Genomic DNA, 24,934 nt, shown 5'->3' on the forward strand with positions numbered 1-24,934 from the left:
CCTTGACTAAATTCTAACATAAAAAATATTACCTATTCTACCAATTTTTAATTTTATCGAATTACAACATTATCACTCTGGAATATACTGCTGTATCAAAGGATATGCACACGAAAAAGAGGTTTATTTCTCCATTTAGAGGGATATTCCGAGACAAAAAAAGTAGACCTATGACATGAAACATGCAAAGGTCTACTATACATTCCCTTACCAAGCTGCAATCTGCCCATCGGTTCTCGGTTCCGTTCCTCCGACGAGCACTCCATTCTCGTTATTTCTCCATATGATCTGTCCTCGTCCGAAACTGTCGGAGCCTGATGCCCACTTGATGTCATGTCCCATGCGGGCCAACGCCTCCGCTAGAGATGGCGGGAATGAATGCTCGAGCTCCACTGTTTTCCACTCGATCCACTGCCATCTTGGAACGTCAAGCGCAGCCTGTGGATTCAAATGGAAATCAATCGTGTTCATGATCACCTGTACATGACCCTGTGGCTGCATAAATGCTCCCATGACGCCGAAAGGTCCGACAGGCTGTTCATCTTTTGTCAAGAAACCGGGAATAATGGTGTGATACGGTCTCTTTCCCGGTTCCAGCGCGTTATCATGTTTGGGGTCAAACGAGAAATTATGCCCTCGGTTATGCAAGGCGATACCTGTCCCAGGCACAACTACTCCTGATCCGAAGCCCATGTAATTGCTCTGGATAAACGAAACCATGTTTCCATCCCTGTCGGCCGTCGCCAAATATACGGTGCCTCCTTTTGGAGGTTGGCCGGGCTCAGGTTCTAAAGCTTCTTTTCCGATCAATTTTCTTCTTTCTTCCGCATACGCATCTGACAATAGGTCTTCCACGCGCACGGACATGTTGCGTGGATCGGCGATATACTTTTTCCCATCCGCATATGCCAGTTTGATCGCCTCAATTTGCTTATGAAACGTATCGACCGTATCGCGCTCCGAAAAATCGAATCCCTTTAAAATGTTCAGTGCCATCAAAGCGACCAATCCATGTCCGTTGGGGGGAATTTCCCAAACGTCATATCCGCGGTAATTGACACCAATCGGTGTGACCCATTCCGGCCGGTAAGCTTCCAGATCTTCTTTCCTAAGATATCCTCCATGCTTCCTAAAGAAGCGATCAATCTTCTCGGCAATCTCACCCCGATAAAATGACTCGGCTTTCGTTTCCGCAATCGCCTGCAGTGTTTTCGCGTGATCGGAGGAGCGCCAGATTCCCCCGATTTCGGGTGCTCTTCCTTCCGGAGCAAACGTTTGGAACCATCCTTGAAAAACTTCACTTTTTAATATCTGTTTGTAATGATCAAACGATCGCTTCCAATTTACCCCTAGAATTGGGGTTATCGGGAAACCGCTCTCCGCATATGTAATCGCAGGAGCCAGGACTTCTGTCAGCGGCAGTTTTCCAAAGCGCTCGGACAGTGCAGCCCATGCGGAGGGAGCACCCGGAACAGTTACCGGAAGTAAGCCGTATTTAGGGATTTCCGATAACCCTTTTCTTTGCAAGACTTCAATGGAAATGCCTTGTGGAGCCGGACCGCTTGCATTCAGTCCGTGCAATTTACCGTTTGTCCACACGAGTGCAAACGCATCTCCGCCGATCCCGTTGGATGTCGGTTCCACCACCGTTAGGCAAGCGGCCGTCGCGATCGCCGCATCGATCGCATTCCCGCCTTTTTTGAGCATTTCGAGGCCTGCTTGCGCCGCCAATGGTTGCGATGTAGCCACCATGCCGTTTTTTGCAAACACGATGGAGCGGCGTGACGGATAAGGATAATGTATGGGATCATAGTTCAACATCGTTACGTGCCCCCTTTAACTCATGGTATGGGATAACACCAAACCACCGTACGCAAATGCGGCAACGATCACTAAAGCGGGATGCATGCGGCCTTTTGTCATCGCCCAAAACGAGACCGCTGCGATTCCAAGAGATTGCCAAATACCTATCGACTGGATGGATACTTCCCCCATGTCCCAGGTTAAAAGAACCATCATGATGGCAATGACAGGTTGGATGAACGAGGTCATTCCTTTAACCACCGACGACCCGCGAAAACGATTCAGAATACTCAAGAGTGCGATTAATGCGACAGCTGAAGGTGCGACTGTGGCGACTGTTGCCGCGACCAAACCGATCCATCCGTCGACTTGATAACCCACATAAGCCGCAATCTTCGTGGCAATCGGTCCGGGAAGAGCGTTCCCTACCGCAAGCACATCGGCAAATTGTTCATTCGTTAACCAATGGTAATAATTGACGATTTGATCTTGCATGAGAGGGATCGAAGAAGGGCCTCCTCCGTACCCAAGAACGTTAGCGACAAAGAATCCCCAAAACAAATCCCACCCGGTCATGAGGAAGCTCCTTTCTTTCCCCTTCTCCTGTTCATGATGGAAGCGCACAATTTCAAATGAACGGCTCCATAAGCGAGAAATACCGCTACGACAATCGCTTGATTCAGATGGATGACTGTAAGAAGGAGAAAAGCCACAAGGGCACTTACAAGCCCCCAAACTTTCCCGAGACCTTTCCACGTTTTTTCCGCGAATTCATAAGCCATGAGACCAAGCATAACCGCAATGACCGGGCGGACGGCGCCGATCATCCCCGCTACCACTTTTGAATGTTTGAGCGCATAAAGTGCACCCAGTAAGGCTACCATCGCTACACTTGTGGGCAAAATGTGAGCAAGTACCGCCACGATGGCACCAGGAGCCCCCTTTTTTCGATACCCAAGATACGCTGCCATTTTCGGTGCAATCGGCCCTGGTAGAGCATTCGCTAATGCGAGGATTTCGCCGAATTCCTCATCTTTCACCCATTGGTATCGGATCACTGCCTCATATCGTATGAGCGGGATGACAGAAGGACCTCCTCCATATCCCAATATACCCGTTCGCACCATCCCCATCACGAGCTCATTGTACAGGCACATTCCCTTCGACATGGATTTCACCTCTTTACAACTTCATGCCCATCCGGCTTTTATAACGTTTCAGCAACATTTGGGTCTCTACACGAATGATCCCCGGCATTGTGTAAAGTTTTTCTAGCAAGAAATTCTCCATATCTTTCATGTTTGCAAATATCCCATGCATATGTAATGTGCTTGGGCCCGTCATGTGATACAGACTGGTGACAGCCGGTTCCATGGCCAACTTTTCAGCGACTTCATGAAGGTATTTCGGTTCAATGTCCACGTTAAAAAATGCGGACACATTCATTCCAACCTTTACGGGATTGATGACGACAGTAAACCGCTCGATAACCCCCTCCTCGATTAAAGCACTGATACGAGACTGGACAGCCACGCGTGATAATCCGATTTGTTTCCCCAGATCCGTATAGGATATGCGGCTGTTTTCGTGCAACGCCTCCAGGATGCTACGATCGATCTCATCAAGTGTCATCTGTGGAAGTTCATTCGATTCGGTATAGACGTAAACCATACGCACCCTCCGTTTTTATCATTTCGAAGGTTAAAAGAAAAAAATACTTTCGTTTTGTATAAATATATCTGAAATTTACTTGCATATCAACAGATAATTCAATTATATCCAAACGTTTCTTTCTCACTTTCATTTGATTGAAATCGAATACTCCTTCCCTGAACGGTGTACCCTATGTCTGTGTTTATCATTCCCTGTTCCTCGGATAGGAGGCCTCGTATGACAAATCGTGAGATTCTTGAACAAACGTTGCGTAGCTACGAAGCGGCCAACAATGCTTTGCTTTCCGTATGGGACCAATTGAGTCCGGATACATTGGACTTTATTCTTGAAAAACAGCAACACCGTTTGGAACAAATCGCAGACCGGATGTATCATGAAGAAAAATTGGAAAGCGAGAACGAATTGATCCAGAATACTTTAGCTCGTTATGAATGGGCGAATCAGTATTTATTCGAACATTGGGATACGTTACCTCCCGAGGAGCGGATATCGCTTATGCGAAAACAATGGAACCGTTTGCAGGAATTAAGAAACCGCAATGTACAATAAGCGCCGTGAACGCTAACTTACCATCCAGTCGAGGATGGCCGGTTTCGAAATCCTTCTGCCTGTTCTCCATCAACCAAATTTTCAGCAAACGAACAAAAGTTTATGCCAGGAGAGCCGGACTTGCATAGAATGGGGACAAGGAAAGAAGGTGAACTCCATGCCATCGTCTGTTGGAGCTTTTAGAGTCAATACGAACTCTGGCCAGATCGTAATCGGTGATTCGTTTCTCATTAGTCCAAGATCCGCATCGAAGACTTATAACGGGGCTGGAGCGGGGAATACAGGGGATTTTGCCGCATCGTTCAACTATTTTAGCTGGACAAACACGATTGATCCTGATGGCAACGATCAACAAGTGGTTGGCTTACCTCTTCCTCTGTTAAGAGTCAGCCACAGGAGATGGTGAACGTTGTAGACCGATACAGACTCTTTCTTTGGAGCTTCGTTTTCCTGCGGAAGAGTCGGTATCGGTTCTTTACTTGCGGTACATACATATATACCCTCCATGAAAATAGCTCCATTGGGCTATAATAAGTTTCCTTGATTTAACTATATTTATTATGAATGATTGCCAGAAAGGGTAATAAACGAAGGTGTTGATCGATGCAATGAGCTGGATATCTCTCATTTTTGTTGCTATCGTTTCTATTTACGTTTTTCGGTTGACGACCAAACGGAAAACAGAAATGTCGATTATGACAGGGATGATAGTTGCGATGTCAAACGCGATGATGTCCAGTGTTGTCGTGGGAACCATCATCGCAATGATGATCATGAAAATGTTTGTTCCGACTGTCGTTGGGGTTCTGATGGGTATGATCGTTGGATACCTGACGGGGAAGCCTTTAGGCTTTATGGCAATCATAGATGGCATAATGGCAGGGATCATGGGTGGTATGATGGGAGCTATGCTAGGCGTCATGACCATGGATGATCATCCTCTTTATATGGTTTTATTTGTGGATCTCGTTTATATCCTAATGATGGCATTTTTGTGGGGATTTCTTTCAAAGGAATCAGCAAACAAAAGTAACGATCAGGATTCTATTCATCACAATATGGTATCTTGAAGTAAACAAAGATTTCTCGTTTCATAAAAAGGAAGTCACACATAAAAGAGAGGTGATCGATATCAATCACCTCTTTCATTTATGACTGTAACTTCATAATGTATCCGTTACGGCTCGATATCCTGAAAACTTATGAGCGATAACCACAAGCGTGACGGTTTTTCCTTCGGTCTCCAATTGATCAATCATATGAATCAGCTAGAATGGGATTAGTAAGTATGAACATATGATTCGCTATCAGGTGAGATTCATCTGTCACAGGAATACTTCGACATTTAGTTAAGCAGTATTTTTGTTCACTTTTTTGGCAGGTATTTCTTTTGGAATAAAGATTTTAATTTGGACATACTTGATAAATTATACTCCTTTTAACTGCCAGGTAATATGTTGAGAGGTGTCACAATAGATCCACTCCACATGCAATACCAAAATGACAAAGCATCATTAGGAGTAGGAGGATCCCATGGTGAAAACAAATATGGCAAAGAAAATAAAAAAACATCAGCGACAAATGGAACTCGAAACAACGAGAAAAACACAACGGTTGATAGAATGGACTCTAGCGGTTATCTTTGTTGTTAGCGTTGCACTAATCATTATGCATGCGATTTCCCGTCCACAAGATGATCAAACGGTTGATGTGAAAGAATTCCAGTATGATAAACATCCATCAATAGGATCGAAGGATGCTCCTGTGAAGATCGTCGAATTTGCCGATTTCAAATGTCCTGCCTGCAAGGAATTTGATCAAACGATCCTACCGCAGTTAAAAAAAGACTTTATAGATAACGGAACGGTACAGTTCTATTATATCAACGATCCGATTATTAGTCCCAATGCAGATTCGAGAACGGCGGCAATGGCCGGTGAAGCCGTTTACCGCCAGAACCCGGAGGAATTCTGGAAGTTTTACGAAGCGGTTTTCGCTCACCAGGGCGATGAACACACCAACTGGGCCACATCGGATTTTCTCGTTCAAATTGCTAAACAGTCCAATCTTAAGGTAGATTACGATAAACTGAAAAAGGACATCGATAACAATACTTTTGCTCAGGATGTAAAAAACGATGAAGACATTGCCGAGAAACTGGGCGTAAACAGTACCCCAACGATCTATATTAATGGAAAAGAAGTTTCTGATAACGATACGTTTACTTACAGTGCGATTAAAGAAGCGATTTTGAAGGCCAAAGGAGAAACCGGTCAATGATGCGCGATCGAGCAATCCGATTCTTCAGAACGTATAGCCTGTATCTGGCATGGTTAGTATCCGTCGTTTCGCTCTGTGGCAGTTTATATGTAAGTGAGATTATGCGGCTCGAGCCTTGTAAGTTATGCTGGTTCCAGCGCATTTGCATGTATCCGCTCGCCATACTGCTGGGGATTGCCTCTTACAAAAACGACCGCGGAATTATCCCGTATGCCAAAACTTTAAGCGTCATTGGGATGTGCATTTCCCTGTTTCATTATTTGGAGCAGAAAATACCGGGCATGCAGAAAGTGCTTCCCTGTACCGTAGGAGTTCCCTGCAGCAGTCAGTACATGAATTGGCTGGGGTTTATTACGATCCCGTTTTTGGCACTCCTCGGTTTTTTCGTCATTACGATCCTGTTGTCGATCGGGAAGGAGGATGAATAAGGGATATAAAATCCTCCTAAATAAGCAGGGTAGGGCTAAGAAGCCCTACCCTCGGCATTTGATTTGAAGTCATTAATCACGAGTTTTGACAGAATCTACGTTTTCTTTTGTGACAAGATCAGCTTTTAAGATTACATCTTTTTCTAACTTTTTGCCATCGATTAAGTCTTTTGCTGCGTTCACAGCATCTTTACCCAAAAAGTAAGGAGGATTAGCAACAGTTGCCTGAGCTTTTCCAGATTTAATCAGTTCCTTCATAGGATCGGTATCATCCGTTCCAACGATCTTAACTTTACCTGTCAAGTGAGCAGCCTCTAAAGCCTGTTCCGCTCCAATCGCCATTTCATCGTTGGCTGCATATACGCCATCAATATTTGGATTCGCTTGGATAATATTTTCCATGACTTTCAAAGCCTCACCGCGATCAAAATTTGCAGTTTGTTTAGCAACAATCTTAATATCCGGGTAATTTTTCATTACTTCCGTAAACCCTTTATCACGATCTTGAGCTACGTTTGTTCCCATAATACCCGTGATTTCAACTACATTTCCTTTTCCATTTAATGCTTTCGCTAACCATTCACCCGCCATTTTCCCTGCTTCTACAGCGTCGAATCCGACGTGTGCAATAACGTTCCCGCCATTCGCTCTTCGGTCAATCGTAATAACCGGGATATTTGCGTTGTTTGCCTCTTGCACTGCTTGAACTACGGCATCAGAATCAGCGGGGTCAATAATTAGAACATCAGGTTTCTGTTGGATCATGCTCTCAATATTACTCAATTGGGTTCCTACATTGTTCTGAGCATCAGTAACAATAAGATCTGCTCCGATTTCCTTCGCACGAGCTTCAGCCCCTTCCTTCACTGCAACAAAGAAAGGATTATTTAATGTATTCATAGCAAGCCCTATTTTAATTTTCTTAGAAGAAGCCGGGGTAGATGCAGATTGACTGGATGTTGATTCTTTTGAGCTACCACAACCGACTAATGATGAAGCCAACACAACGCATGTTACAATGGAAAATGCCAGTGTTTTTCTTCCTTTTTTCATGTTTTATTCCCCCTAATTTATAATTGAATTTCATCACTTATCCGTTAACTTTCACTTCTTGAATTTCATTGATCTCATTTGTTTGTTCAATTTGAGATTGAGATTTATAACGAGAGAGTGCCATCGAAGAAAATTTGTTATCAGCAAATACCGCCAAAATAATTACCAAAGCTTTAACAAGTCCTTGATAATATGGATTAACATCCAAAAGGTTTAAAATATTGTCCAGAATCCCCATGATAAAGGCGCCAATTAATGTCCCTACAACTCCTCCTTGTCCGCCCATTAGACTTGTTCCACCTAAAATGACAGCTGCAATTGCATCAAGTTCAAGCCCTGTCCCCGCTGAAGGTTGAGCAGAACTAAGCCTAGCGGTATATATTAAGGAAGCAATACCTGTAAATAATCCACTGAGTATGAATGTCGCCATGATGATGCGGTGCGTATTGATTCCTGTTAGCCGGCTGGCTGTTTCATTCCCACCAACTGCGTAAATGTAGCGCCCTAGTTTCGTGTGCTTAAGCATCACATATAGAAGCGCAAAGATTATTATCATCAGAATCACCGGTATTGGAATCCCCAAAATGTATCCGTTACCAATCTTAAGGAATGAGGCATTTCGGATAACAAGAGGATAGCCGCCTGTAAATACTAATGTAAGAGCTCTTGCGGCTGCCATAGTTGCCAACGTCACAATAAAGGATGGCATCTTCCCTTTTGTTGATAAGAAACCATTAATAACACCAAAGATGCATCCGACAAATAAACTTGCAAAAATAGCAAATACAACATTGTTTGTGGATGATAACACTTTTGAAACGACTGCACCCGAAATGGCGAGTACAGATCCTACTGATAAATCAATTCCGGCAACTAGGATAACCAAAGTCATCCCAGCTGCTACAATGGCAGTGACTGAAACTTGACGCGCTATATTAAGCAAGTTCGTTGTTGTAAAGAATGCACTACTCAACAAGGAAGCAAAAATGATTATAATTAGCAAAACCAATAAAGTACGATATTTCCTAAGCAACTCCACTCGTTTCACCCCCTGTTGCACAAATCATAATCTTTTCTTGTGTCGCTTCTTCTCTACTAAATTCACCTGTGATACGCCCTTCGTGCATGACTAGAATTCGGTGACTCATGCCAAGTAATTCCGGTAACTCGGAAGAAATCAAGATGATCGTAACCCCTTGTTCGGCGAGTTTTTTCATTAATTGATAAATCTCCGCTTTCGCTCCAACATCGATTCCACGGGTTGGCTCATTTAATATAAATATCTTAGGGTCTGTTTCAAGCCATTTCCCGATGACTACCTTTTGCTGATTTCCGCCACTTAAATACTTCACTTCCAAACTTGGATTAGACGTCTTAATTTTCAGGAATCTAACATTGCGTTCCACTAATTCTTTTTGCTTTTTTTGATTGATAAATAATGAACTCATGATTAAATCCATATTCGCAAGGGAAATATTTTCCTCAATAGACATAGATAAAACTAACCCTTCATTTTTCCTGTCATCTGACACCAAAGCAATCCCATGGCGAATAGCATCTTTCGTATTTTTTAATGTGATTTTCTTCCCATCCAATATCATTGTTCCTCGAATGATTGGAAGCGCCCCAAACAAAGCTTTGGCTAGCTCGGAGCGACCTGATCCCATAAGCCCTGCAATCCCTAAAATTTCACCTTCATAGGCTTGAAACGATACCCCCTTTACTTTGTCTCCAACAAAAATGTTATTAACTTCTATTTTCACTTTAGTTTTTGGCTCAACTAAACTTGGATAGTAATCGGTTAATTTTCGTCCTACCATTAGTGAAACGATTCTTTCCCTATTGGTTTCTTTCGTTTTCAAACGGTCTATGTATCTCCCGTCTCGCAGAACCATAATGCTATCGGATATCTCAAAAATCTCTTCCATTCGATGAGAGATATAAATGACACCAACTCCTCTTTTTTTTAAATCTTTAATAATATTAAATAAATTATTCGTTTCCTCGTCATTCAAAGCAGCCGTAGGCTCATCCATAATGATGACTTTTGATTTAAACGAAAGTGATTTTGCGATCTCAACCATTTGTTGTTCAGCAACATTGAGCGAACTTACGAGTCGTTTTGGATTGACGGATAAGCCAACTTGTTGAAGCAATTTTTTCGTGTCATCTATCATCCTTGACCAATCAATAAAGAGACGTCCCCGTTTCATCGGTTCCCTACCAAGAAATATATTTTCAGCAACACTGAGGTGAGGAATTAAGTTGAATTCTTGATGAATAATGGATATTCCAAGATTTTGTGCATCAACCGTATTTTTGATTGTAACTGATTTTCCTTCAATAAGAATTTCCCCTTCATCTGGTTGATATACTCCTGCAATGATTTTCATCATGGTAGACTTTCCGGCACCGTTTTCACCAAGAACCGCAAGTACCTCCCCCTTCCCTACTTGAAGATTCATACCATCCAGTGCCTTTACTCCGTAAAAGGACTTTTTAATACCTCGTAATTCAAGCAAGAATTCACCCATTTTTCTCAACTCGCTTTCCGTACTATCAGTAAACAACACCTGCAACAAGAATAACGTTGGCATATGGTGTAAACTCACCTGATCGTATAGCAGCTTTTGCTTCTTTCGTCTTCTTCTTAAAATCCACATGAGGCATGGTTTCAATTGGTATACCAGGAAAGAGACTTACGATTTCTCTATACATATGTGGGCTAATTTTTTCAGTCTCTTCAGCAAGAATGATTTTCTCCACCGCGAGCTCTTTAATGACTTCCTTTAAGACATCTAAGAAGGCTGGTTTACCGGCAACAAGAGAAAGATCAACACGTTCGATTTCTTGTGGAATGGGAAGACCAGCGTCCGTAACGACCAAAAGATCCTTGTGTCCCGTTTCCGCAATGACTCTGGATAATTGCGGATTTAAGATTCCTGACTTTTTCATGTGAATTCCTCCTTGACTGATTTTTTAATTTAGGCTTGGGAAAGGCTCGCTTTTATAAATTCATTTACTTCTTGTAAAGAGGGGAGAGACGATTGAGCTCCGAATTTTGTGACAGCCAGTGTTCCGACAATTCCACCATATTGAACAGCTTCTTTTAATGACATCCCTTTCGCTAATCCTACCGCCATGCCTCCGTTAAATGCATCGCCTGCTGCTGTAGTGTCTACCACTTCTACCTTACGGGCAGTTATATGATGGTAATCCTCACCGTCGGCCAAAAGGCATCCATTTTCACCAAGAGTAATAACGACATTTTTTACCCCGCGGTTCAATAATTCTTTTGCCGCAAATTTTGCAGACTCAATATCAGTTAATTTAATCCCGGTAAGAATTTCCGTCTCCGTTTCGTTGGGAGTCAAATAATCGATATATGAATACATTTCATCAGGAAGAGGTTGCGCCGGTGCTGGATTTAGAATGACAGGAATTCCATATCTTTTAGCAACTTTTGTTGCGTAAAAAACAGTTTCAACCGGAATTTCTAACTGCATCATCAGAAGCGTCGATCTAGAAATAAGTTCCTCAACCTCATCTACGTCTTGTTGATTGACATTTGCATTCGCAAGCGGAACCATAATGATGCTATTATCCCCCTGAGCATCTACGCTGATATGAGCAATTCCCGTAGCAGAGTTTTCATCGACTTTAATGAAATCCGTAACCACACCTTCGCTTCGTAAATTATCCAAGATTGGACTCGTAAACAAATCTTTTCCTAACCGTCCAACCATATAAGTTTTGATTCCCAGTTTGGCTGCAGTTACCGCCTGATTGGCGCCCTTTCCTCCTGGGACCATCCCAAAGTCTTTTCCGAGAATCGTTTCTCCTTTAATGGGTCTTCTTTGAGCGGTGGCAACTAAATCCATCGTCATACTGCCTAACACTGTGATAATCGGTTCCTTTAACATGACAGTACCTCCAAATCTAAACGTTTACATTTTATTTATGAATAATTTAAAGTAAACATTCTTTTTGTTGTATTCCAATAGAACCTTCTAATTCTTTGCGCTTTTTGTAGGTTAAATAATAATATACCAATCATTCAGAACATAGTGTTTATTAAAAAATGTAAACGTTTACACTAAGGATTAAAAAAATTTATTTACTGTTACGGCTCTCGAACTAATAGCTGAGGAACAAGCACGATCTTACGTGGTTCTGTCGATTCCAATCCGTTAATTCTATCGATGAGTAAATTAGCCGCTACTTCTCCCATATATCGCATCGGACGAGACACCACGGTTAGTGGAGGCTTGATAAAATTCGCGATATCTAGATCATCAAAACCTATTACAGTAACATCCTCTTTTAATCGAAGACCTTGATCCTGAATATATTTGAGCAAACCAAGTGTCATTAAGTTGTTGCATGAGAATATAGCAGTAGGAGGAGATGGCATGGAAAGTAATTCACTTCCTAGCCGATAGCCGCTCTCTTCCTTGAAATCTCCTTCTCGGATATAATCTGGATTCACTTGAATGCCAAAGTCTTTAAGAGCCTTCAGGTACCCTTTTGTTCGATCCCGTCCAGGAGTAACACTAGACGGCCCTGCGATTAAACCTATTTGGCTATGCCCCTCTGTTATCAAATGTTTAACCGCTGCGTATGCCCCTCCAACGTTATCTATTATAACAGCATCATAAGAACTTCCTTCGATATCCCTGTCTAACAAAACAATCGGTATTTCGTCAGATTCGAACTGTAATAGTGGGCTTTCCAATTCATTTGATGTAGTCACGATAAGACCATCTACACGTCTTTTACGAAGAACATGAAGGATTCTTGATTCTTCTGCTACTGATTCATTACTATTGGCTAAAAAAGTGGTAAACCCATGCTTCCTTGCGCTCACCTCAATCCCTTTAATAACTTCAGGGAAAAACGGATTGGTAATATCGGGAACAATTACCCCGATCGTATCCGTACGTTTCTTGACCATGCTTCTTGCTAAGTGATTGGGTAAGTAATTCATTTCTTTAATCGCTTTCAATATACGCTTCTCTGTATCAGGTTTAACTCCTCCCAATCCATTAATGACTCGAGAAACGGTTGCGATTGATACATTTGCTTTTTTTGCAACATCCTTAATGGTTGACATAATTCTTCCTCATCATTTCATTCATCTTGTTAGTTTTGCTGTATAAAAGGTAAAAATCAAAAATCTAAACGTTTATATTTTGTAATTATATACTAGTTTGAATATATATTTTTGTCAATCATTTATGATAACGAATGTATATCGTCACCTTCTGTTGTAGATCCTTTTTTACGGTATCGTTCTTCAAGCTCAAGAACGATATATGTATTTTGCAGCTCAGAAATGCAGAGTTTGGCGGCCAATTGTACAAAGTAGGCTATGGCCGCCGAAACTGGTGTGTCCCGCCGCCGCTCAACGATACACCTATTCACCAATCATAAGATAACCCCAAGGGCATATAGCTAGCTGAATAATCTGACGTGGCCTGGCAGCAAAACGCTGATTTTGTACGTTAATGATTTATTCTTTCATTAAATTCATCAAGTAAGACTCAGGACGATTCAATAACTGTTACAAATGATATCAACAAGCTTTAATTAATCTCGAACTTTCAATGCGTTCTCTACTTCATTCAGTTGATCCATCATCCATTGCAGATAATTTTTACCTTCCGGCTCTGTTTCGGTGACTTTCACAACAGGAATTCCCGCTGAATTTGCAAGCTTCACGATATTATCCACTGTCGCGCTCGAATTTTGGATGTTATAGACGAAAAATTTGACTTTCTTGTTTTTCATATCGTTTTGTAACTGAATCAGATCGGCGGGAATCGGGTCGCTCCCCTCTTCGATTGCCTTCGCAAAATTTGGATCGTTAATGTTTAAGTTAAGATCCTTGAGCATGTAATCAAAAACAGGCTCCGATACATCAATCGGCGTTGGTGAAGCTTGTTTTAATTGCTGGATTTTCTTATTTAAAGGATCCAGCGTAGCGATATAGTCTTTCGCCCTTTGATGGAAAGCTTGATCTTGGCTTGGATCGATCTTTGATAGATCGTCAGCAATCTTATTGGCCAATTTAGGCATGATTTCTGGGGCATACCAAACATGCGGATTATCTCCTACTTTTTTCCCTAATAAATCGTTACCTACGTTAATAACAGTTTTCGTATTTGTGGAAGATCCCGCTTTCAAAATCTTATCCATCCAGTCATCATACCCGATGCCGTTGTAGACGATCACCTGAGCGTCTGTAATTTCCTTCGCTACCTCAGGAGTGGGTTCATATTCATGGGGATCCACATTCGGATTGGTAAGAATGGATTTGACCTCAACACGATCCCCGCCAACCGCCTGAGCCACTTCTCCGTAAAAATTCTCGGCTGCTATGACTTTAATCTTCTTGTCAGGTGTAGTAGAGGGGGAAGATGATGCAGTATTTGTAGAATGGGTTGAACAGCCTGAGAGTAAAAGTGCCGTAGTGAATGCCAATGAACAACCGGTCATCAGTAATTTATTGTGTTTCAATTTGTGAACTCCCTTCCTCATCAATCGAAATCGTAGTCATTACAATCTAAATCGTAATCTTTACGATTTAGATTGTCAAGAATGGTTTTATATACCATCTGAAACCCACGAATCATTTTTCGTGTTCAGTTTACATCTTTTGAAGTCCCGTTGAGTAAATAGACAAACAAGTGGTCTTAATGTTTCTCTTTTATCATTATCTTTTAGTATACTTAGTGAGGGTGCAGATCTGCTGTGAATGAAAGAATTTTCAAACACCCACTTTGTTTTACAACGGGCCGCAGATCCACCGTTTTTATGAAGCGATTACCTTCAAACTGCGCAATGTGATGAGTGCTACATTCAGAAGATGAGGTGATAGCGAATGAAGAGTCAACGATTGGATTCCGGAAGATTACTGCAGGCATTGATTTTATTTGGTTTTTCGATTTATCTGATCAAGCTTTTTGAGACAGGGGAAATCCATAGATTAGTAGCCCCTCACATTGCGGTTTTATTAAAACTGACTCTGGGCGTCCTCATTGTGATGACCTTATATGCGCTCTTTTCATTCTTTACGAACCGGTCCGCTTGTGAGTGCGCCCATGATCATGATCATCATCATGGGCATACAATGAGTCCGGGAATCGTGTCGCTCTTGTTAGTTGTCCCCGTCGCTTTGGGATTGTTGGTGCCTACTCAAGCATTAGGAGCCTCAACGATGAATAATGGTCTACAAGCGTTATCCAAAGAAAGTGCCAATGGCTCCGTGATAAAGCAGGAGAAATCTACAGACACGCTTTCATCAACGAGTCATGATGAAAACAATGATAAAGTCGACTTATCGAAGGTTCCCCGCGCAGACATGAAAGGTATTCCAAAACCTCCGAAACCCAAAGAGGGAGCGGAATTATCCTTACTCGATGTGGAGGCTAATATCCTGATTGCGCCGGAGTATTATTTTAATCGGAGGTTCAAATTCACTGGGTTTGTTTATCATCCCGAGGGTTGGCCGGCAAATCGCATGATCTTGTGTCGCTACTTAATTACCTGCTGTGCCGCAGATGCCACCCCGATTGGAATTACGGTAGAGACGAATGACGCTTCGAAGTACAAAAATAACTCTTGGGTAGAAATTGACGGGACGATCTCAACACGGAAGATTCCTGAAGCCGACAAAATTGCAGCAACCAGTTGGTATTACGGGTACCCGAATAAACCTGTATTGATCGGTCATGCTATTCACCCCATTCAGGAACCAGCAGATCCTTATATGTACCCCGTTACAATGGATATTACGGGGGGCAACTAAGCATGTGGCAAGCAGCACAAACGATCTTCCTGTCCATTGTCCTTGAGTCGTTGCCTTTCATTTTATTCGGTGTATTGCTTTCTTCGTTGATTCAGGAACTCGTGCCACAAGAGAGAATGTTACGTCTGATACCGAAAAATGGCATACTAGCGGTTATCGTCTCCTCTCTTTTCGGACTGGTTCTGCCCGTTTGTGATTGCGGAACGATTCCAGTGGCTCGTAGCCTGATAAAAAAAGGAGTCCCAACGTCTGTAGCCCTGTCCTTTACACTATCAGCGCCTGTCGTCAATCCGTTATCCATGTTTGCCACTTATGTCGCATTTGGCATGCAGTCTTCCATGATGTGGTTGCGGGTGACTACGACATTTGTGATTTCTGTCGTGATCGGATGGACACTCTTATCATTTGAACAGAAGAAAAGTGAACGGCCGAGAATGAGGGGATTTGAGCTTCCGTTGGCAGAAATTGCGACCACCCGTCTCGCACCACGAAGACGATCCGTTTCACAAATCCTAAGTTCTGTCATTGGACACGCCATTCTCGAGTTTTTTGAAGTTGGTGGATTTGTCGTAGTCAGCGCCGCAGTTGCCGCTCTGTTACAAACATGGGTACCTGCATCCGTTTTATCTCCGATTGGAAAACATCCCATTGGATCCGTTATAGGGATGATGGTACTCGCGATCCTGTTATCCCTCTGTTCAGAAGCGGATGCTTTTGTTGCCAGATCCTTAGCGGGATTGACAACAAGTGGAGGAGTATTAGGTTTTTTAGTGATTGGACAAATGATTGATATGCGAAATCTGTTCTTACTCCCAAGCGTTTTTCCCCGTAGGATCGTAGTCATTACCTTTTTCCTAGCTATGATCCTGACTCTATGCGGAGGCATTCTGATCAATCACATAGGATTGAACATTTAATGGGATAACCAATAAAATTCAATAGAAAGCATCCTTCAAAAGAAGATCCCTCATCGTAATCGAAGAGGGATCTTCTTTTTGAAGGATGTATATAATTTCTACTTGCAATTATTTGCTTTCCTCAGCAAAGCGTTTGATTCTCTCTTCAATTTGATCGCGTACACGTTGAAAGACGGCCCATTTTTCTTCTTCTGTACCGGTCGCTTTTGCTGGATCTTCAAATCCCCAATGCTCACGTTTGACATGAGGAGGAGTCATCGGACATTTATCGTTCGCATCCCCGCAAAGCGTGATTACGTAATCCGCTTTGTTCAGTAAATCAGGATCGATCCTATCGGATGTCTGGCTTGAAATATCAATTCCTATCTCAGCCATTGCTTTGACCGCGTTGGGATTCAATCCGTGCGCTTCGATCCCCGCGCTGTAGACTTCAAATGTATCCCCCAAATATTTTTTCCCGAATCCTTCAGCCATCTGACTGCGGCATGAGTTCCCCGTGCAAAGGAAATACATGATTTTTTTCTTATCCGTCATTGCATATTCCTCCGATTATTTGAGTTCTTCCAAACCGATCAGTTCAGAAGAGGGAGACGGGGCGCAGCAAACGCCTGGAATCGCAGCTTCGCCCGCCGATTCAAATTCGGAATCCTCTTTGGTGTAGAAGATCTCCCAAGCGTTCCCCTCAGGATCACGCACCCAAATCTTGTCTTGCACCGCGTAGCAGCAAGTGGTGCCCATTTCGTCTATGGGTACGAGACCGGCTTTTTGCAAGCGCTCTTTCACCGCCAAAACGGCTTCGGTATTTTCCACCTGGAACCCCAAATGATTCAAGACACCTTTCTTTTCGTGCGGACGCACATTCATCGAAAAATGAAGGGGTGGATTGTTCAGTTCGAACTTCGCGTAATTCTCTTTCACTTTCGTAGGTTCTGCTCCGAAGAACGCACGGTAAAACTTCAAATTCTCCTCGAGATTTTCGACGTTAATCGCGACGTGCATGCGAAAAGTTGTCATACTCCAATCTCCCCTATTCGTGAAGAATTTTATAGACAATTGCAGCAACAATTGCGCCTAAGATCGTTGCGACAATGTAAATCCAAAGATATTCCAACGTACCGGATACAAGAGCCGGTCCTATCGAACGGGCGGGATTCATCGAAGCACCGCTTATGGGTCCCCCGAACATCGCTTCAAGTCCTACGGTCGCTCCGATGGCAACGCCCGCAAAGGATTTGTCGGCTTTTCCATGAACCGCGGATCCAAGAATCACGATCATGAGAACAAAGGTAAGTATGAATTCCAAAGCAAACGACTGCTGCCACGAAAACCTCGGCAAAGTGGCTCCCAAATTCGCCACGTTCCCAAACATGAGAAGAAGTGATCCGCTCGACGCAATCGCTGCGAGCACCTGCGTAACGATATAAAGGATCGCCTCCTGGAGTCGAATATCACCCGTTGTCAGAAATCCCAGCGTCACGGCAGGGTTGAAATGAGCCCCCGAAATATGACCAAAAGTGTAGATCATAGCCATTACCACAAGACCAAAAGTCAAAGCGATTCCCACGTGAGTCAGGCTTTTGGTGAGTTCGTTTATTACAACGGCGCCAGTCCCCGCGAACACGAGAAAATACGTTCCAATAAACTCAGAAATCAGTTTCCTTCTCATCTCTCTACTCCCTACTCACAGTTCACGAGTAAACCTTTTTCTTCAAGTTTTCTAAGTTCTTCCGATACATCCGGTAAGTTTTTTAATGCAAGTCCAATGGATTCCAAGCGCTCCCGATTTAAAGAGTAAAATACCCATTGTCCTTTTCGGTTCTCCGTGACTAATTCCACACTTTTAAGACGGCTCAGATGCTTCGAGATGGCGGGCTGTGAAATGTTAAAAATAGGAATAAATTCACAGACACAAAAGTCCCGAAGATTGAGTAAAGCAATCATTTTTAATCGCGTAGGGTCTCCAAGCGCCTTGAAACAGTCTGCTAATTTATGGATCTCCATTCGTTCTTTTTCCTCCTTTCAAAATATAATTATAATATAACAATATGGTTATATCAATATGATAGGCTTCATGAATAGTCATCCACTTACTAATTTACAAAAAAAGGAATATAATCAAGAACATACGTTTGCATAGATCGAACCCAATACAATATAATAAAGAACACAAACATTTGTTCGTATTTTAGAGAGGACATACAGGGTTAGGTGACTATGCCCATGAAGTGGATTTACGGTCTCGTGGATATGCAAAGCTTCTATGCATCATGCGAAGCCGCCAGCCGGTCGGAGTTCGCATTGACCCGCCGTGAAAATGACGATTCCACCGACCCGCTCCTGGTGGTTTCGGGCGATCCGGAAAGGAGATCCGGGATCATTTTGGCGGCAACACCTACGGCGAAGAGAGCCGGGGTTGAAAATGCGATGCGGCTTGGGGAAGCGTTACAGCGTTGCCCTAGGGCGATCGTTGTAAAACCCCGCATGCGGTTTTATCTGGAAACCAGCGTTCGCATCCAGAAGGTGATTCAATCGATGTTCCCTTTGCACGAGCAATTTTCGGTTGATGAAGCGTTTTTTGCATTTCCTTATCCGTCACTCCTGTTTCCCGATCCGCTGGCAGCGGCCCGCGAGCTGAAGAAAGCCATCTGGGATCTCTTTCGCATCCGCTGCCGCATCGGTCTTTCGTATAACAAATGGATGGCGAAAATGGCAAACAAACAAGCAAAAAAACACCCCGACGGAATCGTGTGGTGGACGGAGGAAGATGTCCCGACCCAACTGCATCCGTTATCCGTGTTCGAGATGTGGGGACTGAAGCGGAGGGCGGAGGCTTTGTATTATGAGTTCGGTGCAAAAACGATCGGCGATGTGGCGCAGATCCCGGAGATCGATCTGTTGAAAAGATTCGGCGTGTGGGGCACGGTCATTCACCGATGGAGCCACGGCCAGGACTATTCACCGATCAATCCCGGAGCCTATGACGCGCCGCACAAGGGGCTGTCCCACCGTACGACGTTACCGCGGGATTTTTATCAACGGGAGGACATCGCTGTCGTCATTTTGGAACTGCTCGATGAAGTTTGCCAACGGGCGCGGCATTTCGGGCAGAAAGGCAGACGGATTGGGCTCGGTCTCACGTACGCAGGTTTTAAAGGTGGCTTTTACAAAGCGAAAACGCTTGATTTTTATTCGGATGAAGCGGATGACCTGTATCCTTACCTGTTGCATTTACTGGATCGCTGGTGGAAAGGGGAGGGTGTCCGTGCGGTTCATGTGTCGCTCGATCAGTTGCAGTTATCGAATGCTGTACAATTGTCACTCTTTCACGATGTGGTGAAACGGAACCGCTTGTCACAGACAGTGGATACGATTCGCATGAAATATGGCGAGACGAGTATCATGCGAGCCGTAAGCCTAAAAGAAGCTGGACAATTGTTGGATCGCAGCCGTAAGATTGGCGGGCATTATATATAAACCTATGGGGTAGTCATTACAGTCATTGGGGGAGCTAGCATGAAAATCATGGACGGAAACATCTTTGAGGCGATGCGACTTGTGTTGCCGGAGCACAGGGAATTGATGAGACAGTCCCAACAGGAGTGGACCAAACAAGAGCAACCCATTCTGTCCGAAGATGAATGGACGGAAATGGGATATATTCTTGGAGAAGCGTTGCAATATCAATACAAAATTCGTGTGACAATCTTTGATCCTACTCAAAATGTTGTATGGGAAGGGGTGCCGGTCATAAAGTATGGAGAATTACGCCTTCAAACAGATGAAGGGATGTACCGAGTGCCCATGAAAAAAGTGGTGAAGATCGAGACAATTTAATCTCGTTACAAATCCTAATTACAGGATGTTCTCTGATTCTGCTAAACAAAAAAATTCTCAAATGAAGCGCGATGGGTATTAAACTACAGGTAATCCGATGGTGTCTGAACGGTTCAACTTGCCTGACCTCCTTTTCCCTGCATTCGTTTACGCAGGACAGAGAGCGGAAGCAGGAAAACAGGAATCACAGTAAAGAGAAGCGTTACCTCAAAAATATCGGCTTTTTCAATAAATTCACCTAGTTTCTGGTAGGATGGAGCAATCCAAAATGTGAATAAGATCATCAAAAAGCCATACGGGAGCACGAGCGGGCGGTGATCGGACAGCTTTAGCCACTGAGCGGTACCGAGCACCAACGCATAATAGTAAACGGAGACCTTCACGAACATACCTGCTACCCATACGGCCATCACAAACAGATCCAGATGTTCAATAAAGTCAGCCAGACTCGCATAGCGGACCGCATCCATGGTCGGATAGGTCAGCATCGATGTAACTTCCTGTCCAAACAGGAACAAGACGGTCAATTTGATCATCAACAGATTCAACATGATGAAAAGAACGGTGATCATCCCCCATTTCTTTCCTTTTGCACGATCGACGACATAAGGAAGAAAAAAGGCACCTAAAAAGACTTGACAATACCAACTTTGACTGACAAACGCTCCCTTTATGGTCGGCATGATCCCATGCGCCAAGATTGGAAACATATGCCTAACGTGTAAGTCAGGGAGAAGGAACAATACGACCAAGAAAATGGTAATGATAAAAAGAGCGAAGAATGACTGCGCGCTTCTTCCTATTACTTCTACCCCTCCCCGTACAGCACAGGCGCAAACGAAAACGAGACCTCCCACGATGACAAAAGACGGGGTATGGCTGAGGAATGCTTCATTCACAAATTCCGCATATTCCCTCAGTATGATCCCTTCTGCAAAAAGGAAATAAAACAGGTAGATCAATCCAAGGAACTTCCCCGGTAGTACGCCGAGAATGTGTTCACAGTATTGAATGAACGTTTGCCCAGGGTACAGTTTGTTCAATCGGTCGATCACATACACCACCAAGAAGCCGACCAGAGAAGCCCAGATCGTCGACAACCACAAGTCACGTCCCGCATATTTTATGCTGATGGCCGGTACAGTGATAATGTCGGTTGCGATCACCGTCGGATAGAGCATGATCCACATCTGCAATGCGGAAATCCTGCCTTTCTCAATCATTTGCTTCACGTCACCCCCCGCATGCTGCTTGCTGTTTTTTCTTCTTTTAATCGCCTCCTTAGTCAGAACCCGGTTTGAACCCGGGAGACTGCGTATATTTCACCTGTCAAGTGTGTGCGCGTATATCCCTCCAGGTGTCCGAAGGACGTATCAAGCCATCCGCTTACTTGCACTGGTGCAAGCCGTTTTAAGTCATGAACACCTAACTTTTGCACTCACTACCAATGTAGAATGTGCAAAAATCTCCTCTCCATTCCTACCCAAGAATCCGCCTCTGAACGAAAACAAACTCCCTCTGCTGCTGTGGCAACGAGGGAGTTTGTCGTTACAAGTGAATTCAAGGGATTACTGCTCGTCATCCTTTATGGGTTCGCCCGTAACCGGATCCAAGAAGAGCTTGTTATTTCTAGGACCATGGGAGAAATCAAACATGTTCTCTAAAGAACCGGCAATGGCGTCAAAGGAACCGTCACCGATCCGCCCCAACTTCCAATTATCCTCAATAAAGCGCAAGATCGATGCCTGGTCGGTAACGGTGTGATCGACGAAATTCTTCTTCGCATACGGTGAGATGACCAGCAATGGCAAGCGCGGCCCATATCCTGCACGATCTAGGTACGGGGCAATGATAGGTTTACCGGCATTTCCGGGTCCAAATAAAGCATCATATTGCGGGTCATTCGATCCATTCACAAGCGGCCCCATAACATGATCATACCAGCCGTCGGAATCATCGTATGCGATAATAACCGCTGTATCTTTCCATTCAGGAAGTTTTTGCAAATGATTGATCGTGTCTACGATAAAGTGCTGCTCATCAAGCGGATCCGAATATCCGGCATGACCGTCCTGATAGTTAGCGGCTTTCAGGAAACTAACTGCTGGAAGGTTTCCTGCCTCCGCAGCTTTCCAAAAGTCTTCAAGATCGTATTGATGATTCGCCTGATCGGTATGCCCGATCATTTGAACGGAAGTGGGCGGTAGGTGATCAGGATTCGCTGTAGACTGATAGTATTGGAACGGTTCATGATGGGGATTATAATCCGTGATCCATTTCCCCGCTATATTTTGATGCTTCGCTTGAGTATCGCGGAATCCACCTTGGAACCAGCCCCAGGTGATACCTTTCGCATTCAACAGGTCACCGATATTTTTTCCGCTCATGGCCGCTTGTGCTCTCTTTGGATCGGACGCTTTGTCATAATACGGATCCGGATCACCGATGACAGTACCGTTTGCCACATTATCCTTGATATCTCCAACCTTCACTCCATTCAGATATCCGGTGGCACCATGCGTTTGCCCGGAAATCAGGTTGAGCGCCCCTACAGTAGATGGGCCAAACGATGTGCCAAAGGAGTTATCGCTCATGGCGTAATGTTGCGCATAATTCCACAGGGCGGTTACTGTGTTGCCGTCGTAATAATCCATGACCAGCGACTTGTCTTTTCCACCCGATGTATATTCAACGAATTTATCCATTTTACCGCCGTCAAATGCTTTTTGTTCATCCGTATATTCATGATCCATATCATCGGTCATCGCTTGGGAGCGATCGAGACGTTTGGGATTATATTGATTCGGGTTCTTTGTCAAAAGCTCTTCTGTCAATCCATTGATGCGTGGAGTATCCTTTTTCGCTGTGAATTTCGGCTCGCCCGGAGGATTTGCAGCATGGGGATATGTACCGAAGTAATGGTCAAAAGAAACATTCTCGTCGAAAAGGACAACGAGGTGTTTAATGGGCGTTGTTGTAGGAGCGGAATGTTTTTCATTTGCATCGACAGAATCCTGATGATCGAATTTCTCGGAAGCATGTGTTGATACAGGTACAGCAAAAACAGAACTTAACGCTACAATACCGCTGGCAAGACCAATGGCCGTTTTCTTCGCTTTCACCTTTTCTCAACTCCTCGCTCACTCGTTCTCAGGGTTCCCTCATTACTAACCCCTCTTCCTTTTCCATCATAATCGATGATTTTTAACAACATATTAAAGTCGTGTAGAGTTTTGTTGTATAACAAGAAAGCCCTTGCCCTCACCCTTTGGCGAGAACAAGGACTGATGCACCCTTTTCGCTTTCTATCGGTCACGATCGATATTTGGTTCTCCGTTCCACTCTCTGATCATAGATCCAGCGGAGACCGCATAACGCCTCCCGCCGCAAAGATCAGTGTTGGTATGAATCGCGCAAATCTTCACGGAGAGACGCAATGATTTCCGGTGGAAGCGCAAGCTCCGCCGAGAGTTTGGGGTGTGTGAGCACGACTCTTACATTGGCTTGATCAGCCGGAGTGCTGCAAAGATAGTTTCTTGCCTGCTCATCTAATGGGAATTTAAGATAATGCACGCTCGATGTCACATCACCCGTATGTTCTTCTTCGAAGACTCCCTGTATCTGCTTATCGCCGGTTACAAGATAGAGGTGATGTTCAATCCCCCGCAAATCGGTTAATAACCTTTCCAAAAGAGCCTGATTGTCCGCTTCGATAAACAGGGTGGCGGAGAGTTCCTGTTCGCCCGGAATCATCGGATTGTATATATCGAGATACTCAGCAATTTCCCTTTGATCGGTCAGATCTTCGGAATGAACAAGCTCTAAGACCTGAAAAAGAACGGTTTGGCGATTTTCAAAGAGAAGCGAAACATGTTCGGCCAAGGAGACCCTGCGTTTCGCTTTATAAGCGATCATTTTTTTCACGTACGGATCGCGGTTTTTACGGTACGTGGACAAAGGAACGACATCCTGCAATGTTAGAAGTTCCATTCACTAAACCTCCATAGGTATGTCTTGAATTATTCGAGAGAATCAAGCATTTTTTGAAATCTTTGTGCATGTACGCGTTCCGCTTTGGCCATGACTTCCATCCATTCCCCGATTTCCGGGAATCCTTCTTCGCGTGCGGTGGCAGCAAATCCCGGATACATTTCCGTATATTCGTATTTTTCGCCGGCAATGGCCGATTCGAGCATTTCCCTCGTGTTTCTCACCTGCAGACCTGTCGCCGGGTCGCCCACTCCACCTTCGCAAAGATGGTCAAAATGGCCGAATGCGTGTTTCGTTTCCCCCTTCGAGATCGCACGGAAGAGTTCCGCAACGTCCGACAAGCCTTCCGCGTCTGCCTTTTCGGCAAAATACAAGTAACGACGATTGGCCTGTGATTCACCCGCAAATGCGACCTTCAAGTTTTCCGCTGTTTTCGTGCCCACTAAATTTGTCATGTTGATTTCCTCCATTCATCATCTTTTATAGAATTATTCTAAACTGATAATAACTCTAAATTAGTTCCCGGAATGTAAGCGAGCTTACATTTGTTGATGATTTTGCTGTCCTAATACATCTTTGAGGTGTTTAGCACTCTC

Annotated in this window: 28 protein-coding genes; 9 read left to right on the forward strand and 19 right to left on the reverse strand. The window is 43.9% G+C overall.

Features of this window, described 5'->3' with window-relative positions:
• Nucleotides 1-207: 207 nt before the first annotated feature.
• The 4 genes from ggt to chrS are packed head-to-tail and all read right to left on the reverse strand — an operon-like array spanning nt 208 to nt 3,474.
• The gene (gene ggt / locus DNHGIG_RS03485) at nt 208-1,821 is read right to left on the reverse strand and encodes a gamma-glutamyltransferase (protein WP_282198355.1); all 1,614 of its coding nucleotides are present in this window, start codon (nt 1,819-1,821) and stop codon (nt 208-210) included.
• Between the two features lie 15 nt (nt 1,822-1,836).
• Nucleotides 1,837-2,379: a chromate efflux transporter ChrA gene (gene chrA, locus DNHGIG_RS03490; RefSeq protein ID WP_282198356.1), complete on the reverse strand. Its 543-nt coding sequence runs from the start codon at nt 2,377-2,379 to the stop codon at nt 1,837-1,839.
• A complete protein-coding gene (gene chrB, locus DNHGIG_RS03495; RefSeq protein ID WP_282198357.1) occupies nt 2,376-2,972 on the reverse strand; it encodes a chromate efflux transporter ChrB in 597 nt (198 codons plus the stop codon). Before chrB ends, chrA begins: the two co-directional genes overlap by 4 nt.
• Nucleotides 2,973-2,985: 13 nt before the next feature.
• Nucleotides 2,986-3,474, reverse strand: a complete 489-nt coding sequence (chrS, locus tag DNHGIG_RS03500; RefSeq protein ID WP_282198358.1) for a chromate efflux transcriptional regulator ChrS — start codon at nt 3,472-3,474, stop codon at nt 2,986-2,988.
• Between the two features lie 219 nt (nt 3,475-3,693).
• Between chrS and DNHGIG_RS03505 the strand changes: the two genes are divergently transcribed.
• The 5 genes from DNHGIG_RS03505 (at nt 3,694) to DNHGIG_RS03525 (ending at nt 6,734) form a co-directional block, all read left to right on the forward strand.
• On the forward strand, nt 3,694-4,026 hold the full coding sequence (locus DNHGIG_RS03505) for a hypothetical protein (RefSeq protein ID WP_282198359.1): 333 nt from the start codon (nt 3,694-3,696) through the stop codon (nt 4,024-4,026).
• Between the two features lie 157 nt (nt 4,027-4,183).
• Nucleotides 4,184-4,432, forward strand: coding sequence for a spore germination protein (locus DNHGIG_RS03510; RefSeq protein WP_282198360.1), 249 nt, complete (start codon nt 4,184-4,186; stop codon nt 4,430-4,432).
• Nucleotides 4,433-4,634: 202 nt separating this feature from the next.
• The gene (locus DNHGIG_RS03515; protein ID WP_282198361.1) at nt 4,635-5,096 is read left to right on the forward strand and encodes a hypothetical protein; all 462 of its coding nucleotides are present in this window, start codon (nt 4,635-4,637) and stop codon (nt 5,094-5,096) included.
• A gap of 463 nt (nt 5,097-5,559) precedes the next feature.
• Nucleotides 5,560-6,306 carry a DsbA family protein gene (locus tag DNHGIG_RS03520; protein WP_282198362.1) on the forward strand — a complete coding sequence of 249 codons (747 nt, stop codon included), beginning with the start codon at nt 5,560-5,562 and terminating at the stop codon, nt 6,304-6,306.
• Nucleotides 6,303-6,734, forward strand: a complete 432-nt coding sequence (locus DNHGIG_RS03525) for a disulfide oxidoreductase (protein ID WP_282198363.1) — start codon at nt 6,303-6,305, stop codon at nt 6,732-6,734. Before DNHGIG_RS03520 ends, DNHGIG_RS03525 begins: the two co-directional genes overlap by 4 nt.
• Before the next feature lie 72 nt (nt 6,735-6,806).
• On the opposite strand, the gene DNHGIG_RS03530 is transcribed toward DNHGIG_RS03525, so the two are convergent.
• The 7 genes from DNHGIG_RS03530 to DNHGIG_RS03560 all read right to left on the reverse strand — a co-directional run bounded on the left by DNHGIG_RS03530 (nt 6,807) and on the right by DNHGIG_RS03560 (nt 14,306).
• Nucleotides 6,807-7,787 (reverse strand): sugar ABC transporter substrate-binding protein, encoded by a 981-nt coding sequence (locus tag DNHGIG_RS03530; RefSeq protein WP_282198364.1) that lies wholly within the window; start codon nt 7,785-7,787, stop codon nt 6,807-6,809.
• Between the two features lie 37 nt (nt 7,788-7,824).
• Entirely contained in the window at nt 7,825-8,826 is a 1,002-nt protein-coding gene (locus DNHGIG_RS03535; protein WP_282198365.1) for an ABC transporter permease subunit, read from the reverse strand.
• Nucleotides 8,813-10,384: a sugar ABC transporter ATP-binding protein gene (locus tag DNHGIG_RS03540; RefSeq protein WP_369414661.1), complete on the reverse strand. Its 1,572-nt coding sequence runs from the start codon at nt 10,382-10,384 to the stop codon at nt 8,813-8,815. Before DNHGIG_RS03540 ends, DNHGIG_RS03535 begins: the two co-directional genes overlap by 14 nt.
• Nucleotides 10,347-10,742 (reverse strand): D-ribose pyranase, encoded by a 396-nt coding sequence (gene rbsD / locus DNHGIG_RS03545; RefSeq protein ID WP_282198366.1) that lies wholly within the window; start codon nt 10,740-10,742, stop codon nt 10,347-10,349. The genes DNHGIG_RS03540 and rbsD overlap by 38 nt, the downstream gene beginning before the upstream one ends.
• Before the next feature lie 29 nt (nt 10,743-10,771).
• Nucleotides 10,772-11,710 carry a ribokinase gene (gene rbsK / locus DNHGIG_RS03550; protein WP_282198367.1) on the reverse strand — a complete coding sequence of 313 codons (939 nt, stop codon included), beginning with the start codon at nt 11,708-11,710 and terminating at the stop codon, nt 10,772-10,774.
• A 200-nt stretch (nt 11,711-11,910) separates the two neighbouring features.
• Nucleotides 11,911-12,900, reverse strand: a complete 990-nt coding sequence (locus DNHGIG_RS03555) for a LacI family DNA-binding transcriptional regulator (protein WP_282198368.1) — start codon at nt 12,898-12,900, stop codon at nt 11,911-11,913.
• A 476-nt stretch (nt 12,901-13,376) separates the two neighbouring features.
• A complete protein-coding gene (locus tag DNHGIG_RS03560) occupies nt 13,377-14,306 on the reverse strand; it encodes a metal ABC transporter solute-binding protein, Zn/Mn family (RefSeq protein ID WP_282198369.1) in 930 nt (309 codons plus the stop codon).
• Nucleotides 14,307-14,670: 364 nt separating this feature from the next.
• Between DNHGIG_RS03560 and DNHGIG_RS03565 the strand changes: the two genes are divergently transcribed.
• Together DNHGIG_RS03565 and DNHGIG_RS03570 are read left to right on the forward strand one after the other, a co-directional pair.
• Nucleotides 14,671-15,597 carry a TIGR03943 family putative permease subunit gene (locus DNHGIG_RS03565; protein WP_282198370.1) on the forward strand — a complete coding sequence of 309 codons (927 nt, stop codon included), beginning with the start codon at nt 14,671-14,673 and terminating at the stop codon, nt 15,595-15,597.
• A gap of 2 nt (nt 15,598-15,599) precedes the next feature.
• Complete coding sequence (locus DNHGIG_RS03570) at nt 15,600-16,514, forward strand: permease (protein ID WP_282198371.1); 915 nt, start codon at nt 15,600-15,602, stop codon at nt 16,512-16,514.
• A 108-nt stretch (nt 16,515-16,622) separates the two neighbouring features.
• On the opposite strand, the gene arsC is transcribed toward DNHGIG_RS03570, so the two are convergent.
• The 4 genes from arsC to DNHGIG_RS03590 are packed head-to-tail and all read right to left on the reverse strand — an operon-like array spanning nt 16,623 to nt 18,515.
• A complete protein-coding gene (gene arsC, locus DNHGIG_RS03575; protein WP_282198372.1) occupies nt 16,623-17,048 on the reverse strand; it encodes an arsenate reductase (thioredoxin) in 426 nt (141 codons plus the stop codon).
• Between the two features lie 15 nt (nt 17,049-17,063).
• Nucleotides 17,064-17,528 (reverse strand): ArsI/CadI family heavy metal resistance metalloenzyme, encoded by a 465-nt coding sequence (locus DNHGIG_RS03580; protein ID WP_282198373.1) that lies wholly within the window; start codon nt 17,526-17,528, stop codon nt 17,064-17,066.
• A 13-nt stretch (nt 17,529-17,541) separates the two neighbouring features.
• The gene (locus DNHGIG_RS03585) at nt 17,542-18,180 is read right to left on the reverse strand and encodes an MIP/aquaporin family protein (protein ID WP_282198374.1); all 639 of its coding nucleotides are present in this window, start codon (nt 18,178-18,180) and stop codon (nt 17,542-17,544) included.
• An 11-nt stretch (nt 18,181-18,191) separates the two neighbouring features.
• Nucleotides 18,192-18,515, reverse strand: coding sequence for an ArsR/SmtB family transcription factor (locus DNHGIG_RS03590; RefSeq protein WP_282198375.1), 324 nt, complete (start codon nt 18,513-18,515; stop codon nt 18,192-18,194).
• A gap of 219 nt (nt 18,516-18,734) precedes the next feature.
• Here DNHGIG_RS03590 and DNHGIG_RS03595 point away from each other — a divergent pair, with 219 nt between their 5' ends.
• Nucleotides 18,735-19,988 carry a DNA polymerase IV gene (locus DNHGIG_RS03595; RefSeq protein ID WP_282198376.1) on the forward strand — a complete coding sequence of 418 codons (1,254 nt, stop codon included), beginning with the start codon at nt 18,735-18,737 and terminating at the stop codon, nt 19,986-19,988.
• 39 nt (nt 19,989-20,027) lie between these two features.
• Nucleotides 20,028-20,348 (forward strand): YolD-like family protein, encoded by a 321-nt coding sequence (locus DNHGIG_RS03600; RefSeq protein WP_282198377.1) that lies wholly within the window; start codon nt 20,028-20,030, stop codon nt 20,346-20,348.
• A 113-nt stretch (nt 20,349-20,461) separates the two neighbouring features.
• Here the strand turns inward: DNHGIG_RS03600 and DNHGIG_RS03605 are convergent, their stop codons facing one another.
• The 4 genes from DNHGIG_RS03605 to DNHGIG_RS03620 all read right to left on the reverse strand — a co-directional run bounded on the left by DNHGIG_RS03605 (nt 20,462) and on the right by DNHGIG_RS03620 (nt 24,793).
• Nucleotides 20,462-21,571 (reverse strand): GerAB/ArcD/ProY family transporter, encoded by a 1,110-nt coding sequence (locus DNHGIG_RS03605; RefSeq protein ID WP_282201344.1) that lies wholly within the window; start codon nt 21,569-21,571, stop codon nt 20,462-20,464.
• Nucleotides 21,572-21,916: 345 nt separating this feature from the next.
• Nucleotides 21,917-23,470 carry a phospholipase C gene (locus tag DNHGIG_RS03610; RefSeq protein WP_282198378.1) on the reverse strand — a complete coding sequence of 518 codons (1,554 nt, stop codon included), beginning with the start codon at nt 23,468-23,470 and terminating at the stop codon, nt 21,917-21,919.
• A 271-nt stretch (nt 23,471-23,741) separates the two neighbouring features.
• On the reverse strand, nt 23,742-24,338 hold the full coding sequence (locus tag DNHGIG_RS03615; protein WP_282198379.1) for a DUF3501 family protein: 597 nt from the start codon (nt 24,336-24,338) through the stop codon (nt 23,742-23,744).
• Between the two features lie 29 nt (nt 24,339-24,367).
• Nucleotides 24,368-24,793, reverse strand: coding sequence for a rubrerythrin family protein (locus DNHGIG_RS03620; RefSeq protein ID WP_282198380.1), 426 nt, complete (start codon nt 24,791-24,793; stop codon nt 24,368-24,370).
• Nucleotides 24,794-24,934 lie beyond the last annotated feature (141 nt).

The sequence above is a fragment of the Collibacillus ludicampi genome, from assembly GCF_023705585.1.
Classification (GTDB): Bacteria; Bacillota; Bacilli; order Tumebacillales; family BOQE01; genus Collibacillus; species Collibacillus ludicampi.

Coding starts and splice junctions, on each gene's coding strand:
- ggt (WP_282198355.1), bottom strand. CDS start 1,821: ATGTTGAACTATGATCCCATACATTATCCTTATCCGTCACGCCGCTCC.
- chrA (WP_282198356.1), bottom strand. CDS start 2,379: ATGACCGGGTGGGATTTGTTTTGGGGATTCTTTGTCGCTAACGTTCTT.
- chrB (WP_282198357.1), bottom strand. CDS start 2,972: ATGTCGAAGGGAATGTGCCTGTACAATGAGCTCGTGATGGGGATGGTG.
- chrS (WP_282198358.1), bottom strand. CDS start 3,474: ATGGTTTACGTCTATACCGAATCGAATGAACTTCCACAGATGACACTT.
- DNHGIG_RS03505 (WP_282198359.1), top strand. CDS start 3,694: ATGACAAATCGTGAGATTCTTGAACAAACGTTGCGTAGCTACGAAGCG.
- DNHGIG_RS03510 (WP_282198360.1), top strand. CDS start 4,184: ATGCCATCGTCTGTTGGAGCTTTTAGAGTCAATACGAACTCTGGCCAG.
- DNHGIG_RS03515 (WP_282198361.1), top strand. CDS start 4,635: ATGAGCTGGATATCTCTCATTTTTGTTGCTATCGTTTCTATTTACGTT.
- DNHGIG_RS03520 (WP_282198362.1), top strand. CDS start 5,560: ATGGTGAAAACAAATATGGCAAAGAAAATAAAAAAACATCAGCGACAA.
- DNHGIG_RS03525 (WP_282198363.1), top strand. CDS start 6,303: ATGATGCGCGATCGAGCAATCCGATTCTTCAGAACGTATAGCCTGTAT.
- DNHGIG_RS03530 (WP_282198364.1), bottom strand. CDS start 7,787: ATGAAAAAAGGAAGAAAAACACTGGCATTTTCCATTGTAACATGCGTT.
- DNHGIG_RS03540 (WP_369414661.1), bottom strand. CDS start 10,384: ATGCCAACGTTATTCTTGTTGCAGGTGTTGTTTACTGATAGTACGGAA.
- rbsD (WP_282198366.1), bottom strand. CDS start 10,742: ATGAAAAAGTCAGGAATCTTAAATCCGCAATTATCCAGAGTCATTGCG.
- rbsK (WP_282198367.1), bottom strand. CDS start 11,710: ATGTTAAAGGAACCGATTATCACAGTGTTAGGCAGTATGACGATGGAT.
- DNHGIG_RS03555 (WP_282198368.1), bottom strand. CDS start 12,900: ATGTCAACCATTAAGGATGTTGCAAAAAAAGCAAATGTATCAATCGCA.
- DNHGIG_RS03565 (WP_282198370.1), top strand. CDS start 14,671: ATGAAGAGTCAACGATTGGATTCCGGAAGATTACTGCAGGCATTGATT.
- DNHGIG_RS03570 (WP_282198371.1), top strand. CDS start 15,600: ATGTGGCAAGCAGCACAAACGATCTTCCTGTCCATTGTCCTTGAGTCG.
- arsC (WP_282198372.1), bottom strand. CDS start 17,048: ATGACGGATAAGAAAAAAATCATGTATTTCCTTTGCACGGGGAACTCA.
- DNHGIG_RS03580 (WP_282198373.1), bottom strand. CDS start 17,528: ATGACAACTTTTCGCATGCACGTCGCGATTAACGTCGAAAATCTCGAG.
- DNHGIG_RS03585 (WP_282198374.1), bottom strand. CDS start 18,180: ATGAGAAGGAAACTGATTTCTGAGTTTATTGGAACGTATTTTCTCGTG.
- DNHGIG_RS03590 (WP_282198375.1), bottom strand. CDS start 18,515: ATGGAGATCCATAAATTAGCAGACTGTTTCAAGGCGCTTGGAGACCCT.
- DNHGIG_RS03595 (WP_282198376.1), top strand. CDS start 18,735: ATGAAGTGGATTTACGGTCTCGTGGATATGCAAAGCTTCTATGCATCA.
- DNHGIG_RS03600 (WP_282198377.1), top strand. CDS start 20,028: ATGAAAATCATGGACGGAAACATCTTTGAGGCGATGCGACTTGTGTTG.
- DNHGIG_RS03605 (WP_282201344.1), bottom strand. CDS start 21,571: ATGATTGAGAAAGGCAGGATTTCCGCATTGCAGATGTGGATCATGCTC.
- DNHGIG_RS03615 (WP_282198379.1), bottom strand. CDS start 24,338: ATGGAACTTCTAACATTGCAGGATGTCGTTCCTTTGTCCACGTACCGT.
- DNHGIG_RS03620 (WP_282198380.1), bottom strand. CDS start 24,793: ATGACAAATTTAGTGGGCACGAAAACAGCGGAAAACTTGAAGGTCGCA.